The sequence below is a fragment of the Hyphomonas sp. genome, from assembly GCF_041689225.1.
Lineage (GTDB): Bacteria > Pseudomonadota > Alphaproteobacteria > Caulobacterales > Hyphomonadaceae > Hyphomonas.
In genome coordinates this window covers 1-15,348 of the sequence record NZ_JBDNGN010000011.1, presented here as the reverse complement: position 1 = coordinate 15,348, position 15,348 = coordinate 1, and the positions used below count along the sequence as shown (strand labels likewise).

At 61.5% G+C, this 15,348-nt stretch carries 18 protein-coding genes; 8 read left to right on the top strand and 10 right to left on the bottom strand.

Annotated features, from left to right (window positions below; translation table 11 throughout):
- A partial coding sequence (locus ACESNB_RS01110) for an aldehyde dehydrogenase family protein (RefSeq protein WP_373002695.1) occupies positions 1-432 on the bottom strand: 432 nt, incomplete at its 3' end.
- A gap of 154 nt (positions 433-586) precedes the next feature.
- On the opposite strand from ACESNB_RS01110, the gene ACESNB_RS01105 reads away from it, so the two are divergent.
- The 3 genes from ACESNB_RS01105 (at position 587) to ACESNB_RS01095 (ending at position 2,488) form a co-directional block, all read left to right on the top strand.
- Positions 587-1,387 (top strand): enoyl-CoA hydratase/isomerase, encoded by an 801-nt coding sequence (locus tag ACESNB_RS01105; protein ID WP_373002693.1) that lies wholly within the window; start codon positions 587-589, stop codon positions 1,385-1,387.
- A 100-nt stretch (positions 1,388-1,487) separates the two neighbouring features.
- Positions 1,488-1,976 (top strand): DUF3291 domain-containing protein, encoded by a 489-nt coding sequence (locus ACESNB_RS01100; protein ID WP_373002691.1) that lies wholly within the window; start codon positions 1,488-1,490, stop codon positions 1,974-1,976.
- A gap of 29 nt (positions 1,977-2,005) precedes the next feature.
- Positions 2,006-2,488, top strand: a complete 483-nt coding sequence (locus ACESNB_RS01095; protein WP_373002690.1) for a histidine phosphatase family protein — start codon at positions 2,006-2,008, stop codon at positions 2,486-2,488.
- Here ACESNB_RS01095 and ACESNB_RS01090 read toward each other — a convergent pair.
- From ACESNB_RS01090 to ACESNB_RS01075, 4 genes are read right to left on the bottom strand one after another with little or no spacing between them, the layout of a single operon-like run.
- A complete protein-coding gene (locus tag ACESNB_RS01090) occupies positions 2,485-2,847 on the bottom strand; it encodes a TfoX/Sxy family protein (RefSeq protein ID WP_373002688.1) in 363 nt (120 codons plus the stop codon). The two genes, ACESNB_RS01095 and ACESNB_RS01090, sit on opposite strands and share 4 nt — an antisense overlap.
- 4 nt (positions 2,848-2,851) lie before the next feature.
- Complete coding sequence (locus ACESNB_RS01085; protein ID WP_340691176.1) at positions 2,852-3,112, bottom strand: DUF3253 domain-containing protein; 261 nt, start codon at positions 3,110-3,112, stop codon at positions 2,852-2,854.
- Positions 3,109-4,344 carry a serine hydrolase domain-containing protein gene (locus tag ACESNB_RS01080; RefSeq protein WP_373002686.1) on the bottom strand — a complete coding sequence of 412 codons (1,236 nt, stop codon included), beginning with the start codon at positions 4,342-4,344 and terminating at the stop codon, positions 3,109-3,111. The genes ACESNB_RS01085 and ACESNB_RS01080 overlap by 4 nt, the downstream gene beginning before the upstream one ends.
- On the bottom strand, positions 4,345-5,505 hold the full coding sequence (locus ACESNB_RS01075) for an acyl-CoA dehydrogenase family protein (protein WP_373002684.1): 1,161 nt from the start codon (positions 5,503-5,505) through the stop codon (positions 4,345-4,347).
- A 108-nt stretch (positions 5,506-5,613) separates the two neighbouring features.
- Between ACESNB_RS01075 and ACESNB_RS01070 the strand changes: the two genes are divergently transcribed.
- The gene (locus tag ACESNB_RS01070; protein WP_373002682.1) at positions 5,614-6,042 is read left to right on the top strand and encodes a PaaI family thioesterase; all 429 of its coding nucleotides are present in this window, start codon (positions 5,614-5,616) and stop codon (positions 6,040-6,042) included.
- Entirely contained in the window at positions 6,039-6,827 is a 789-nt protein-coding gene (locus ACESNB_RS01065) for an SDR family NAD(P)-dependent oxidoreductase (protein ID WP_373002681.1), read from the top strand. The genes ACESNB_RS01070 and ACESNB_RS01065 overlap by 4 nt, the downstream gene beginning before the upstream one ends.
- Positions 6,828-6,854: 27 nt before the next feature.
- On the opposite strand, the gene ACESNB_RS01060 is transcribed toward ACESNB_RS01065, so the two are convergent.
- From ACESNB_RS01060 to ACESNB_RS01050, 3 genes are all read right to left on the bottom strand, one after another.
- Positions 6,855-7,472 carry a glutathione S-transferase family protein gene (locus ACESNB_RS01060; RefSeq protein ID WP_373002679.1) on the bottom strand — a complete coding sequence of 206 codons (618 nt, stop codon included), beginning with the start codon at positions 7,470-7,472 and terminating at the stop codon, positions 6,855-6,857.
- A 10-nt stretch (positions 7,473-7,482) separates the two neighbouring features.
- Positions 7,483-9,606 carry a TonB-dependent receptor gene (locus ACESNB_RS01055; protein WP_373002678.1) on the bottom strand — a complete coding sequence of 708 codons (2,124 nt, stop codon included), beginning with the start codon at positions 9,604-9,606 and terminating at the stop codon, positions 7,483-7,485.
- An 80-nt stretch (positions 9,607-9,686) separates the two neighbouring features.
- Positions 9,687-10,982, bottom strand: coding sequence for a NupC/NupG family nucleoside CNT transporter (locus ACESNB_RS01050; protein ID WP_373002676.1), 1,296 nt, complete (start codon positions 10,980-10,982; stop codon positions 9,687-9,689).
- Positions 10,983-11,243: 261 nt separating this feature from the next.
- Here ACESNB_RS01050 and ACESNB_RS01045 point away from each other — a divergent pair, with 261 nt between their 5' ends.
- Positions 11,244-12,788 (top strand): S10 family peptidase, encoded by a 1,545-nt coding sequence (locus ACESNB_RS01045; RefSeq protein ID WP_373002674.1) that lies wholly within the window; start codon positions 11,244-11,246, stop codon positions 12,786-12,788.
- A gap of 62 nt (positions 12,789-12,850) precedes the next feature.
- Here ACESNB_RS01045 and ACESNB_RS01040 read toward each other — a convergent pair whose 3' ends face one another.
- Positions 12,851-13,234 carry a VOC family protein gene (locus tag ACESNB_RS01040; protein ID WP_373002672.1) on the bottom strand — a complete coding sequence of 128 codons (384 nt, stop codon included), beginning with the start codon at positions 13,232-13,234 and terminating at the stop codon, positions 12,851-12,853.
- A gap of 140 nt (positions 13,235-13,374) precedes the next feature.
- Here ACESNB_RS01040 and ACESNB_RS01035 point away from each other — a divergent pair, with 140 nt between their 5' ends.
- Positions 13,375-14,295 (top strand): SDR family NAD(P)-dependent oxidoreductase, encoded by a 921-nt coding sequence (locus tag ACESNB_RS01035; RefSeq protein ID WP_373002670.1) that lies wholly within the window; start codon positions 13,375-13,377, stop codon positions 14,293-14,295.
- A gap of 61 nt (positions 14,296-14,356) precedes the next feature.
- The gene (locus ACESNB_RS01030) at positions 14,357-14,713 is read left to right on the top strand and encodes a Kazal domain-containing protein (RefSeq protein WP_373002668.1); all 357 of its coding nucleotides are present in this window, start codon (positions 14,357-14,359) and stop codon (positions 14,711-14,713) included.
- Between the two features lie 36 nt (positions 14,714-14,749).
- On the opposite strand, the gene ACESNB_RS01025 is transcribed toward ACESNB_RS01030, so the two are convergent.
- Positions 14,750-15,346, bottom strand: coding sequence for an HD domain-containing protein (locus ACESNB_RS01025; protein ID WP_373002666.1), 597 nt, complete (start codon positions 15,344-15,346; stop codon positions 14,750-14,752).
- Between the last annotated feature and the right edge of the window lie 2 nt (positions 15,347-15,348).

Below are 15,348 nucleotides of genomic sequence, written 5' to 3'. Positions count from 1 at the left end.
ACGATTGCCTGCAGCGAAAACACCCGCCAGCGGCGTGAACGTCAGGTTCACGGGGAAGTTCCACGGACTGATCACCCCGATCACGCCCTTGGGCTGGAACTGGAGTTGCGCTTTCGACCCAAGCAGGCCCAGCGGGAACTCGACCTTCCGCTTTTCTGGCTGCATCCATTTGTGGACGTGCTTCTTGGCAAACTTCAGGGCGGCGATCGACGAGACGATATCGGTGAAACCCGACTGGTCTTTTGAACGGTGGCCGAAATCCTCGCACATGGCATCATTGAAGGCATCGCCATGCGTCACCAGCAGGTCGATTGCCTTGTCGAGCCATTCGATGCGCCGGGTGGCTGACGGAATGCCGTCGCGCAGGTTCGCAGCCTTTTGCCGCGTCAATATGGATTCCATGCCGCTGCCGGTTGCGCTGTCGAGTGCCATGCCAAATTCTCCCAATTGCCTGTTCTTGCTTATGAACAGTGTAGCCCGCGTTCAGCGCTTAACAAAGCGAAATGCATTGCCGCTGCGTGAGGCGTTCACATCCGGACGATAGCCACTAAATTGCCGCCAGACATATCAGAGAGAGAAAAACGCGATGGCTTACGAAAAGATTTCCTACGAACTGTACGGCAGCACGGCCATCATCAGTTTCAATGATCCGGCAACCATGAATGCCTGCGGCGTCGACACCGCGCAGGAACTGCTCCACGCGTTCGAAACGGCGAGCAAGGAAGCGCGCTGCACGATCCTGACCGGCGAGGGGCGCGGCTTCTGCTCGGGCGCAAATCTTGGCGCCAATCCCGGGAGCGGCAGCTCGCTCAGCCATCCCGGTTCACAGCCCGACGCCGGGCGGGCACTCGAAACGCACTACAATCCGTTGATCCTGGCAATCCAGGACCATCCCCATCCCGTCATCACGGCCGTGAATGGTGCCGCCGCCGGCGTGGGCTGCGCGCTGGGCCTGATCGGCGACCTCGTCATCTGCGGCAAGAGCGGATATTTCCTGCAGGCCTTCCGGCGTATCGGTCTCGTGCCTGACGGCGGCTCGACCTACCTGCTCGCACGCACCATCGGACGGACGCGCGCCATGGAGATGACCCTGCTGGGGGAAAAGGTACCGGCCGAGCAAGCCATGGCCTGGGGCCTGGTCAATCGCGTTGTCGAAGACGACGCCTTGATGGACACGGCGAAACAGCTCGCCCAGCAACTTGCCGAAGGTCCGACTCAGGCGCTGGCCCTGACACGCAAACTGGTTTGGGCTGCCTGCGATGGCGACTTCGATGGGGCGCTTCGCGCTGAACGCCTCGCCCAGCGAACCGCTGGCCGCACGAACGATTTCAAGGAAGGCGTGATCGCGTTTCTGGGTAAGCGGAAAGCGGAATTCAAGGGGAATTGATCACCCTATGATTGAATAGAATCATATTCGATTAAGAATAGAGTAAGGCATCCGTGACAGGTTGCAGCCTACGCTTTGGGGCCGGGGGGCGAGTGCGCGCATGGACTATCGACTTATCCATTTTAATTGTGCGCGACCGACGGGCGAGTTCACGTTCGACAACGAATTCGTGCGCGTGTTCCTTGCGATTCTTCCCCGGATTTTCAGCGACGCCGACAGTTTTGACGGCATCCACTGGCATCGTCACGGCCTGCGCCAGCCCGACGGGTCCTGGCGCGACTTGGGCAATGCGTTTCCTTATGCGAAAGACCTCGGTGTCCCGGACGTATGCACGATGGCTGGCTGGACCTCGCTCGCAGACATGCGGTCGTTCGTATACGATGGCAGGACGCACCCGTCGGGCATGCGCCGCCTGAAAGAGCAGCTTGATCGCAGTCAGGGTCCAGGCTTTGTCATGTGGTGGGCACCGCGAGAGGAGAGATTCACAATGGAAGACGGGTGGACGCGCCTCACACACCTGCGCCAGAATGGGTCCGGTCCGTACGCTTTTTCACTCGACCAACCCGTGGTCAGACCGCAAGTCGCATGAGGCTGAGCCGGCGCAGCCTGATCGGCTTTATGGCTGCGTTCTTGACGCTGGCGGCATGCTCCTCTCATTCGCCCCCCGAACGCACGATCTACCTGGTTCGCCATGCTGAAAAGCAGGCTGGCGACGATCCCTCCCTGACGTCGAATGGCGCCCTTCGCGCCGCCCTGCTCGCCGAAACGCTTCGCGATGCAGGGATTGTTCGCATCTATTCCACCGACTACGCCAGGACACGAGAAACAGCCGCGCCGATTGCCGAAACCATCTCGGTACTGGTGACTCTTTACGATCCATCTGACTTGTCGGCATTTGCAGACCAGTTGAAAGACGAATCCGGCATCACGCTCGTTGTCGGACACTCCAACACAACGCCCGCCCTGGTCGAATTTCTGGGCGGCGAACCGGGCACCGACATCGACGAGCCTGCCGAGTATGACCGCCTCTATGTCGTCCGTATGCGGAAAGATGGGATTGACACCGAATTGCGCCGCTATGGCGCACCCTACCAGCCCTAGGCCTTCTTCGCCGGTTTGGACTTCCTTGCCGCCAGCGCCACTGCCAAGGCGCGCCGGCCCCAGACGCTCGCATCCTCCGCATCATCCATCGCAGCAGACGGCAGGCTGACATAGCCGATCTCCATCCGTTTGCCGTCACTTGGCCGTTCCCAGGCAAACACTTCGCCGCCCTCAGCCTCCAACGCGATCCGCAGCGCGGCATCCGTCTTCAGGTAGATCACGTCATCGGCCAGGAGGGCGAACATCACGCCTTGTGCATAGACGCCGGCACCACCAAACATGCGCTTTATACGGACGTCCCCCATAGGGGCAAACAGGTCGGCCATGAAGTCATGGAACGGGTCTGGCGCCCTGGCCATGCGTTCAAGCCGGCGGCAGGCCCAGCCGATAGACGCCCTTGAACGCATCCAGGTTTTCGACCGGCTTGCCCTTGCGATAGATCGTGATCGTGCCCGCCTTGGCAAGACGCACGGCTTCCGCGCGCACGTCTTTCAGCACGCGCTGGAAGTTCTCTTCGCTCACCGCACGCGCCGCCTGTTCGGCGCTGATCGTCTTGCCGACGCCGCATTCAGCCGTCAGCGCGAGAATCGCCTCACGCACCGCATTATGGCCGGGCTCGCTCACCAGTCGATCGCCGCGTAGACGAGCTGCTGGAATTGCTGGCGCATCGGATAGGTCGAGGACGGCATCAGCTGCGTGGCCTGAATTGCGATGATCTCTTCTTCGGGATCGATCCAGAAGAAGGTGGATGCGAGCCCGCCCCAGCTGAACGTGCCTTCGCTGCCCGGCTGCTGGCCCGCGATGATATCCGTCACGACCGATCCACCCAGGCCGAAGCCGACGCCATCGGCCATGACTTCCGTGAACATGGACTTGCCCATGTCGCGCATTGTCTTGCCGCCCGGCAAATGGTTCTGGCGCATGAACTCGACAGTTTTCGGACTGATCAGGCGCTGGCCGTCCAGCGTGCCGCCGCGCAGCAGCATCAGCGCGAAGCGGTGATAATCGCGCAGGGTCGACACAAGGCCGCCGCCGGCATTCAGCAGGGTCGGGCGTTTGGTGTAGAGCTTCGACGCGGCTCCGGCGCCGTCTGCCAGACTTGTGACACCCGTCTCCGCATCCTTCTGGTAGCAGGCCATGAGACGGTCGATCTTTTCTTCCGGCACCCAGAATTCGGTGTCGTGCATGCCGAGCGGACCAGTGATCCGCTGGCGGAAGAATTCGTCCAGTTCCATTCCCGACACGATCTCGACAATCGCACCCAGCACGTCGATGGAGTGGCCATACCACCATTCGTCACCCGGCGAGCATTGCAGAGGCAGCGCCGCGAGGCGCTTGGCCATGGCCTGAAGGGTCTCGTCAGGCCGCCCGATCTTTTCCTGCCGGTACAGGAAGTCGACCGGGTGCTGCATCATGAACCCATAGGTGATGCCCGACGTGTGCGTGAACAGATCCAGCACTTTCAAGGGGCGATCCGGCTTGCGGGTCGTGAAGCTGTCCTTGTCGCCTGCATCCCAGACCATCACGTCGGCAAATTCGGGAATGTAGCGGCTGACATCATGATCGAGGCGCAGCTTGCCTTCCTCGAATAGCATCATCGCGGCCAGCGACGTGATCGGCTTGGTCATCGAATAGATGCGGAAAATCGTGTGCGGCCCGATATGCTCGCCTGCGCCCATTTCGGTGGTGCCGGAATAGTCTTCAAGCGCGATCTCGCCGCCGCGCGACACCAGCGTCGCCATGCAGGGCAGCTTGCCGGTATCGATATAGTTCTCGCGGAAGTATTCGGGGATCGCCTCAAGGCGTTCGGCGTTCAGGCCAACTTCGTGCGGATCTGTCGGGTCATGTTCGAACATTTAAAGTTTTCCTGCCTTTGCGGCCCGGGCGAGTTCCCGGGCGATGATGATCTGCTGGATCTGGCTCGTGCCTTCATACAGGCGGAAGATGCGAACGTCGCGGTAGAAGCGCTCGATGCCATAGTCGGTGACATAGCCGGCCCCGCCGAATACCTGCACGGCGCGATCCGCGACCCGGCCACACGCCTCGGTGGCGAACAGTTTCGTGCACGAGGCGAGCATGGTGACATCTTCGCCGGCATCGCGGCGGCGGGCCGCGTCGAGAATCATGCAGCGGGCGGCATAGGTCTCGGCCTGGCTGTCGGCGATCATCGCCTGGATCAGCTGGTGCTCCATGATCGGCTTGCCGAACTGTTTGCGCTCAAGGGCGTAGGTAACCATTTCCTTGATCAGCCGCTCGGACACGCCGGTCGCCACGGCGGAGATATGCAGGCGGCCCTTGTCGAGCACGCTCATCGCCACCTTGAAGCCCTCGCCCTCGCCTGCGAGCCGGTTGGCCACAGGCACGCGCGCATTCTCGAAGATCACGTCGCAGATGTGCGCGCCCTGCTGGCCCATTTTCTTTTCGGGCTGGCCCACGGACACGCCGGGCGTGTTACGCTCGACCACGAAAGCCGACACGCCCTTGGCGCCGGGCGTCGACGGGTCGGTCCGCGCCATGACCGTAAACAGGTCGGCCTTGTTGGCATTGGTGATGTAGCGCTTGGTGCCGTTCATCACGTAATGGTCGCCATCGCGGATCGCCTTGGTCGTCAGGCTGCCCGCGTCCGATCCCGCTTCCGGCTCGGTCAGGGCAAAACTCGCGATCAGGTCGCCGCTGGCAATGCCGGGCAGCCATTTCGCTTTCTGCGCGTCGGTGCCGAACAGGACCAAAGCCTGGCTGCCAATGCCAATATTCGTGCCGGCGACTGAACGGAAGGCCGGCGACGTGTGGCCGAGCTCGAACGCCACGAGGCATTCGGTTTCCATGTCCAGCGCGAGGCCGCCATACTCTTCCGGCACGGCAATGCCGAACAGGCCGAGCTGCTTCATCTCGTCGACAATGGATTGCGGCACAGCATCATTCTCGCCAACCTCTGCTTCGATCGGCACACATTTCTCGGTTACGAACCGGCGCACCTGCTCGATCAGAGCGGCGCGGATTTCGGCGTCAAAGGCCATCAGGAAACTCCCGTAAATTACTGTCTGAAACAATGATATGCCGTTGCGACATGCTTGTCGAAGGGTGACCGTGCGGTATCAAAGTCAAAAGGGAGGAACAAGACGGAAATGCTTGCAACTGAAGTTACTGAAGGCGAGTTCAAAGGCTGGAAGACCTGGCCCGAGGAGCCGTTCGAGCACGATGCCGCCGGACCGTTTTACCTGAACGAGGATGAAAAAGGTCCCGTTGCGGCGTTCCGGGCTCAGCGCAAGCACATGAATGCGGGCGGCGTGATGCACGGCGGTTGCCTGATGACCTTTGCCGACTTTTCCCTGTTTGCCATCGCCCATAATGGCCTCGAAGGCGTTTACGGCGTCACCATTGCCTTCAATTCGGAATTCCTCGATGGCGCAATTGAAGGCGAATATATGGAGGCCCGCGGTGAATTGCTGCGTCAGGGCCGGTCCATCACATTCGTGCGCGGCATCATCACCGCTGACGGGCGTCCCGTCCTCAACTTCTCCGGAACGATCAAATACAGAAAGCCAAAAACATGAGCCAGATCCCCTATCAGGAACTTTCCCGTTCGATCAAAGGCAAGACCGCCCTCATCACCGGCGCCGCCAGTGGCATGGGCCGGGCGACCGCGCACCTGTTTGCGCGTGAAGGCGCCAATGTCGCCGTCACCGACCTGCGCCAGGGCGACGTCGATACCGTGGTCAAGGAAATCAAGGATGCCGGCTTCGACAATGTCAATGGCTGGGAGATGGATGTGTCCGATGCGGCCGCGATCAAACGCGTCATCGACAATGCGGCGGCCCATTTCGGCGGCCTCGATATCCTCGTCAACAATGCCGGCTTCGCCAAGGCGGCGGACATTGGCGAGGAAAGCTATGAAGACAGCTGGGGCCCCAGCATCAATGTCATGCTGACCTCGCACCAGCGCGCCATCCGCGCCGCCTTGCCCTATATGCGCAAGAACGGCTGGGGCCGCATCGTCAATATCGCTTCGACCGAAGGCCTCGGCGCGACGCCGGGCAACTCACCTTATGTCGCCGCCAAGCATGGCGTGATCGGCCTGACGCGCGGCCTCGCCGTCGACCTCGGCCGCGAAGGCATCACGGTCAACAGCATCTGCCCCGGACCGATCATTACCGGTATCACCGCTGGCATCCCCGACGAGCACAAGGAAATCTACGCCAAACGCCGGGTGCCGCTGCGCCGCTATGGCATCCCGGAAGAGGTCGCCAACATGACCCTGTCGCTGGTCCTGCCCGCGGCCTCGTTCCTCAACGGCGTGCACATTCCCGTCGATGGCGGCATGTCGATCAAGAACGCCTGATCCGGACAAGCGGGTTTGCGGGGGGGGCTAGCACTTCGCAAACCCGCGCGCGGTCATTGCATCATACCAGCGGCCAAGGTGCTCATGCTCCTTTTGCGGCTCCCACTTCATGGTGCGACAGAAACCACAGCCGATATAGAGCGTAATGTCGGCAATCGAGAACCGATCAGCGGCAACGAATTCGTGCGTCGCAAGGTGCGCGTCGAGGCGTTTGGCCATCGTCCGCGCGGCCTTCTCACCCTTGGCGGCGGCTTCCGGGCTCTGCGGCACTTCCAGCGACGCCATCATCGGGTGAGCGTTCCGGAACCAGCCGGCGAACTGGATGAAGAACATCAGTTCGATCCGGCGGTCCCACATTTCGATCAGGGCCTTTTCCTTCGGGTCCCGGCCCATCAGGTTCGGCTCGGCGAATACCCCTTCGAGATAGGTGCAGATCGCCCGGCTCTCGGTGATCGCCGTGCCGTCGTCCAGCACAAGCGTCGGCACCTGGGCATAGGGCGACAGCTTCCGGTACTCGGCTGTCTTGTGTTCCTGATCCATGATCGACACGTCGATCATCTCGACCGCGTCCAGCTTGCCTTTTGCCCGCAGGAAAAAGACGACGCGGTCGGGGTTCGGGGCCTTGGGGCTCTGGTAGAGTTTCATGGGTTTCCTCCTAGAATGTTTTTCTGACGCCCAGCGTCGCATTCAGCGGCTCGCCCGGGAAGTAACGATCATTGCCGAACGCGAGATCGGCCCGGTCGGCATAGGCTTCGTCAGTCAGGTTGCGCACGATCAGGAAGGCTTCGGTGCCTTCGCCGAATTCATAAGATCCGCGCGCCGACAGGACCGTGTGCCCCGGATAGGTCGCCGAATTCGCGGGATCCATGTAATATTCGCCGATATGTTCGACAGACAGCGACAGGCCGAGCGCCTCGGTCGCCTGCCAGTCGAGCGAGGCATCGGCCAGCCATTCCGGCGCCGTGTCGATCCGGTTGCCATCGCGGATGGTCTCGGTGCCCGAACCGACGATCCGGTCGAACGTATAGGTCTGGTCCGACCAGCTGGCATTGCCCTTCAGCACAAGCGTGTCGGTAATGTCGAAGGACGCTGCCGCCTCCACGCCCTGATGGCGCGTCGAGCCGTCCGGCACGTTGAGGCCGTCGCTGTCGCGGAAGAAGAAATTCTCCTTGTCCATCCAGTAGGCCGCGACATCGAACACGAGCCGTCCGTCTATGGCACTGCCGCGCGCGCCGATCTCGACGCTGTCGAGCGTCTCGGTGTCGACTTCGCCCGCCACCTGCTTGTCTTGCAGCCGGTAGAGGTCGGAGGCCTGCGGTGCCCGTTCGCCGCGCGCATAGTTGACGTAGTAGCTGACATCGCCCGGCGACCAGATCAGGCCGAGCTTCGGCGTCAGCAGGTCGAAACTGTCGCTGCGGTCGGCGGTGACGTTGAAGCGGCCATTGATACCCACAGGCGCGTCGGTGGAATAGTCATAGTCATGCGTCTCGCCGCGCAGGCCTGCCAGCACACTGACATTGTTGCCGAGCACAAATTCCGCTTCGCCCCAGAGGGCGAGCGTTGTCGTGTCGACTGTGTAGTCATAGTGGATGCCTTGCGGGAACCGGCTATCGCCCGGAAAGAAGCCGAACGCATCCGGCTGAATTTCCTTGAGGTATCCGCTCGCCACATCGACATCCGCGCCAATGCGAAGCGCCAGAGTGTCGCTCGCCTGCCAGCCATAGCGCGCCATCAGTCCGCCGCCCGTGTGGCCATTCTTTTCCACACCGCCATTCGGCAGGAAGTGCTGCGAGAAGATCATCGCCTGGCTGTGCGCATAAGGCGTCAGCACCAGCGTGCCCGGCCCCAAGGTCCGTTCCGCCCGCGCACCGATCCGCGTCGACCAGGCATCGCGATAGGCTTCCGGGTTCGGGTTCGTCGTCACAAGGTAACTGTCCTTGTAACTGTCCGTCCCGCCGAGGAAGCCGGCCGATTCCTGATTGAGGTTCGAAGCAGACAGCCACGGCGTCACGGTCCACAGCCCGATGTCATATGCTCCGACAAAAGACAGTTTCTGCTGGTCGGCTCCCGTATTGTCGCGCCAGCCCGTGTCATGCTGCAGAGACAGGCCGAGACGGACATGTGTCCCCTCGTCCAGCGCCATGTCGGTGCGATAGCGGCCCAGCGTGCCATAGCTCGCACTGGCGAAACTGCCATCGCCCGGCTGGCCAAGGATAACATTGACCAATCCATGCACCGCATTCGAGCCATATTTCGCACTGCCCGGCCCGCGCACGACTTCAATGGCGCTCGCCACTTCATGGTGCGGCTCCATCAGGCTGTTGACGTTGCCGAAGGCGGGCGAGCGCGTCGGCACGCCATTCTCGAGGATCAGGAAACTGCCCTGCCCCGCCCCGCCGGTCAGAACCGGTGAGCGGATCGCGATCAGGTGCTCCTGCCCCGAATTCATCTGGATATTCACGCCCGGCAGCGTGTTCAGGATTTCGGCGGGGTGGTCGGCGTCTATGGCTGCGATTTCATCGCTGGATGCAGCAGAATAGCTGCCGGGATCGGCTTCGGATCGATCTCCCCACACTTCGACCGGCGACAATTTCCGTTCATGGGAGATAGTGATCGAGACATTTCCTGCATCGTCCCTGCAAACATTGTCGACTTTGTCCGACGCACACAGCGGCAACGCTGCGATCTCCTCGTCCGTCAACTGCGCCGCAGCCTGCCCCGAAAGACACGCCGCCAGAACGGCCAAGCTAACAGTCGTCGCAGTCAGTCGGTACGGCATGGAGAACCCTTCGGTTTGGTCGCAATATCCGAGACTTAGGGCGATGCCCACCCTTTGGCGAGCCCTCTCCAAGCGTCAGGTCAGCCCGCCGCGCCAGCAAACAGCTGGTACGGCAACGCGCCCACGACCGCCCCGCTGAGGCAGGTCGCCAGCGTGCCGGCCAGCAGCGTGCGCCAGGCGAGTGACAGGAAGTCGTCGCGCCGCTCGGGTTCGACGATCGACAGACCGCCGATCAGGATGCCCATCGAGCCGAAATTGGCAAAGCCGCAGATCGCATGCGCCGTGATGATGCGCGTGCGCGGATCCATCGCATCGACCGGGATTTCGGCCAGCTGCAGGAAGGCCACAAACTCGGTCAACACCGTCTTCACGCCCATCAGCGAGCCGGACTGTGACGCCTCGGCCCACGGCACGCCGATCATGTACATCAGCGGCGCAAATATCCAGCCGAGCACGCGCTCGATCGAGAGTGGCGCGCCCAGCACGTCCGGGAACAGGCCGAGGCCCGCATTGATCAGCCAAAGCAGCGCCAGCGCCGCGATCAGCATGGTGGTGATATTCAGCACAATTTTCAGGCCGTCGGTCGCCCCGGTCGAGAAGGCGTCCATGGTCGAGGCATAATTGAAGTCCGGTTCCTTCATCCGCTCGGTCGAGGGCGTGGTTTCCGGGATCATTGTCAGCGCCACGGCCACTGCCGCCGGCGCGGCCATGATGGAGGCGGTCAGCAACTGTGCCAACGGGTTCGCCATTTTGCCATCTAGGAATGCGCCATAGACGACCAGCACAGAGCCCGCGATGGTCGCAAAGCCTGCCGTCATCATGATCAGCAGTTCCGAGCGCGTCATGCCCTTGATGTAGGGCCGTATCAGCACGGGCGCTTCGGTCATGCCCATGAACACGTTGGCCGACACCGCGAGCGAAGTCGCCCCGCCCAGCCCCATGGTACGCTGGAAGATATAGGCGAAGCCGTTCGTCACCCAGCGCAGGATGCGCCAGTGCCAGAGGATGGCCGAGAGGGCAGCCACGACGATGACTATGGGCAGTATCTGGAAGAAGAAGAGCGGCGGCGGCGTGCCGTCCATCAGTTCGGCGCCCGCCGTATTGTCGCCGACATAGCCGAACACGAAACTGGTGCCGGCGCGCGTCGCCGCCTGCAGGCCGTCGACCACATCATTGGCGTGGAACAGGACACCGCGCACGAAGGGCACACCGAACAGGAGCAGCGCAAAGACGAACTGCATCACGGTGGCGCCGATAACGATGCGCCACGGGAACAGGCCGCGTTTTTCCGACACGACCCAGCAGATTCCATAGATCACCGCGATCCCGATCAGCGCCCGGGCATTGTCCCAGCCCCATTCATAACCTGCCAGCATCCAAAATCGCTCCCGAGCCCGTTTTGATAGCCCTATGACTTAGCCGTGACGGTCCGGATTGGAAAGCGCGCAAGTGCAACGCGAGACGGGCACCGCGCGAATCGATCCCGTCAGGTGCGGGTTGGGGCATCAGACCGCCCAGTTTGCCGGGCTTGTTGACGCCCCTGCATCCTGAGCTTAGGTTTTTTCTTTAATTATCAAGCGTCTGACCCGGTCACTGACCTGGATGCCCGGCCAGCCCCCTGGAGAGCCAACATACAAATGAAAATGCGCGCCTTATTGATGGCTATGGTCATGGCCGTCGCCACGCCTGCCTTCGCTGAATCCGAATTGAACAAGACCGACGCTGAAAAGACGGAGGCCGCAAAACCGATTCCCGATCCGGTCATGTTCGAAAGCAAGCATACCGGCACGTTTGGCACGGCGAAGGTCGCCTACACGGTCGAAGCGGGCGAGACGTATATAAAGGGCGAGGATGGCGAGCCGGCCGCCAGCCTCTTCACCACGTCCTATGTCGCCGACAAGGCGGGCAGCGCGCGCCCGGTGACGTTCATCTTCAATGGGGGACCGGGATCAGCCTCGGTCTGGCTGCACATGGGCCTGCTTGGCCCGAAGCGGGCGCAGGTGGCGAGCGGTGCGGATGCCGATGACGGCGCAGCGCCCTACAGGCTGGTCGACAACCCCCTGTCCATTCTCGATGTGACCGACCTCGTCTTCATCGACCCGGTCGGCACCGGCTATAGCCGCACCATCGGCAAGGGCGAGAACAAGGACTATTGGAGCGCAGCAGGCGACACAGCCTCCATCTCGGAATTCATCCGGATATGGATCACGACACACAAGCGCTGGAACGCGCCGAAATACCTGATCGGGGAAAGCTTCGGCACGACACGGGCCGCCTACATCGCGAACGAGCTGACCACCGGCGATGTCGATATCGCGCTCAATGGCATCGTCCTGATCTCTCAGGCGCTGGACTATGAGGGCTCCACCTCGGTCCACGACAACATGTATTCCTACATCACCTACCTGCCCAGCATGGCGGCGACCGCGCAGTATCACGGCAAGGCGGGACTTGGCATTCCGCAGTCGGACTTCCTGGCCGAAGCACGTACCTTCGCCCGCGACGAATACGGGCCGGCGCTGATGAAGGGAGACCGGCTGAGTGCCGAGGAGCGGGCACACATTCGCGACCGCCTTGCCTATTTCACCGGGCTTGATCCGGCTTATATCGAGACCTCCGACCTGCGCATCCTGATGCACCGCTTCCAGAAGGAATTGCTGCGCGACAAGGGCGTGGCGCTGGGACGGCTCGACGGGCGCTACCTCGGTGACGAGGCCGACGATGCGGCCGAAGGCCCGGAAGACGATGTCTCAAGCTATGCCATCAGCTCGGCCTATTCGGCCCTGATGAACCAGTACCTGTCTGCTGATCTCGGCGTCGAAATGGACCGGCCCTACATGGTGTCCAGCGCGGACGCAGGCGAGCAGTGGATTTTCCGCGATGTCCCGGAAGGCGAATATTGGGAACCGCACTATGTGAACGCCGGCCGCAAGCTGACCACGGCGATGCGCCATAACACGGCGCTGAAAGTCATGGTCGCGAGCGGCTATTTCGACCTGATCTGCCCCTTCTTCGACGCAGAGGTCACATTCGCCCGCTATGGCATCCCGCAGGACCGCGTCGCCCTCACCTACTACCAGGGCGGGCACATGATGTACCTGAACGAGGGCGCGCTGAAGGCTCTCAGTGCAGACATCCGGACGTTCTATGCAGGCCGGCTTGCGGATATCCGGCCCGACTAGGACCGATCCCGGAATCAAAGTCCCCGGGCAAATGGGCCCGGGGATATGCATTCAATAGAGGGCTAGCCGAGCTTGCAGACGCAGATTTTGTTGCCGTCCGGATCGCGGAAATAGGCGCCATAGAAAGTCGGCATCCGGTTGCCCGGTGCGCCTTCGTCGACAGCGCCAAGTTCGATAGCCTTGTTATAGACCTTGTCGACGGTTGCGTTATCGGCGGCGGCCAGGGCCGGCATTACGCCATTGCCGCAGCTGGCGGCGTCCTTATCATGGGGGTCGCCGATGGCGATCATCGGCTGGCCGGGGCCGACACCGTAGAATTGCAGCCGGTCATTGGCGAAGAACCGTTTGGCACCCATTTCGCCGAGGACGGCGTCATAGAAAGCCAGCGCCTTCTCTTTATTGTTCGTTCCAAGGGTCACATAGGCCAGCATGTAGGTTCCTCCCATTTCATGCGTTTCTTTTTGGTACTCTTACCTGCCGGCACGCGCCGGGCAAGATATGACGCAGCGGCGCGGCTTGACGTTTACGTGAACGTCTGGTGTGACACGGCCCAAACCGATTTATTGCAAAATGCAGGAGTTCTCCCATGTCCGATATCCGTTTTGACGGCCGCGTTGCCATTGTGACCGGCGCCGGTGGAGGTCTTGGCCGTTGCCACGCTCTCGAACTCGCCCGCCGCGGTGCAAAGGTTGTGATTAACGATCTCGGCCCCAGCATGGACGGGTCGGGTGGCAGCTCCGCCGCAGCCGAATCCGTTGTGAAGGAAATCGAAGCCCTTGGCGGTGAAGCCATGGCCAACGGCTCCTCGGTGGCTGACGCAGCCGGCGTCAAGAAGATGATCGACGACACGATGGCCAAGTTCGGCCGCATCGACATCCTGATCGCCAATGCCGGCATCCTGCGCGACAAGTCCTTCTCCAAGATGACGCAGGCCGACGTCGACCTCGTCATCGACGTTCACCTGCGCGGTTCGTTCATGCCGATCCACGCCGCCTGGGACATCATGAAAGAACAAAATTACGGCCGTATCGTCGTGACGACGTCCTCGACCGGCCTTTACGGCAATTTTGGCCAGGCCAATTATGGCGCCGCCAAGCTCGGCCTCGTCGGCATGATGAACACGCTGAAGATCGAAGGCGCGAAAAACAACATCAAGATCAATGCGGTCTGCCCGGTTGCCGCGACAGCCATGACAGAAGGCCTGATGCCCCCTGCCGTTCTCGAACAGCTGAAGCCTGAATATGTGTCGCCCGGCGTCATGAACCTCGTCAAGGACGATGCGCCGACCGGCGTGATCCTTTCGGCGGCTGCAGGCGCCTTCTCGATCGCGCGTATTGTCGAAACCGAAGGTGCCTTCGTTGGCCAGGGCGACGACCTGACGGCTGAAGCCGTGGCCGCCAAATGGGACCAGATCACCGATACGTCCAAAACGCTGCCAGCCTTCAAGGCTGGCGGTGAACACAGCCAGCACATGTTCGCCGTCGTGGCAGGTGGTGTGAAGGCCTAAGCTTGCTTCAGGCGAGTTTTGAGCGCAGGATTCTCCTCACACGCTTTTTTGAGGAGAATCCATGCGGTTCACTGCATCCACGCTTCTATGCTCAATTCTCATGCTTGCCGCCGCTTGCAGTGCGCCGCCGCCTGCCGAGACCGTCCAGCCCTTCGTCCAGCCGGTTCCCGTCAGCGCGCAAGGGGAAACCTGCGGCGGCATCGCCGCGCTGAAATGTGAAGAAGGCTATTTCTGCAAGCTGGCAGATGGTGCCTGCAGGACCACGGCGGATGTCGCCGGCACGTGCCAGGAAATCCGCCCCGACTGCACACGCGAATATGCGCCGGTCTGCGGCTGCAATGCAAAGACTTATCCGAACAAATGCGAAGCGCATGCCGATGACACGAGCGTCGGCCACGAGGGTGCCTGCACCGGCTAAGGACAGCGGCCTTCCTGCCGGAAGGCCGTTACGTCCCTATTCCTGCATTGCCTTGAGATACATGGAGTTTTTCGGTTTGGAAAACACGCTCTCAACCATTGGCACGAAGAATTCCAGCGGCTCGCTCTCATAGTCCGGATCGAAGGCTGCCTGGTCGTAGAGATGGCAGAACTGTGCGCAGTATTCATAGTGCGGACTGTCCTTGAACTGCTCGCGCATGTTCTTGTCAAGGCCGAGATATTCGAAGAAGTAGTAGCCTTGGAACGCACCGTGATTGGCCACCATGAACAGGTTGGCCTCTGAAACAAAGGGTTTCAGGATCGCGGCGGCCACGTCCGGATGGTTCATGCTGCCCAGCGTATCGCCGATATCGTGCAGCAGGGCGCAGACAACATATTCCTCGTCGCGCCCGTCGCGGTGGGCCCGCGTCGCGGTCTGTAGGGAATGCGTCAGCCGGTCGACCGGGAAGCCGCCATAATCGCCGTCCAGCAGGCGAAGGTGGTCCAGCACACGCTTGGCGAGGCCCTTGTTGAAGTCCTTCGCGTGACCGGCAATGATGCTCCAGTCTTCCTTTGTACCTTCCAGCATTTCGCGGAATTTCGCGCGCTCGCCCATATCGTGTCCGTCTGCCATTT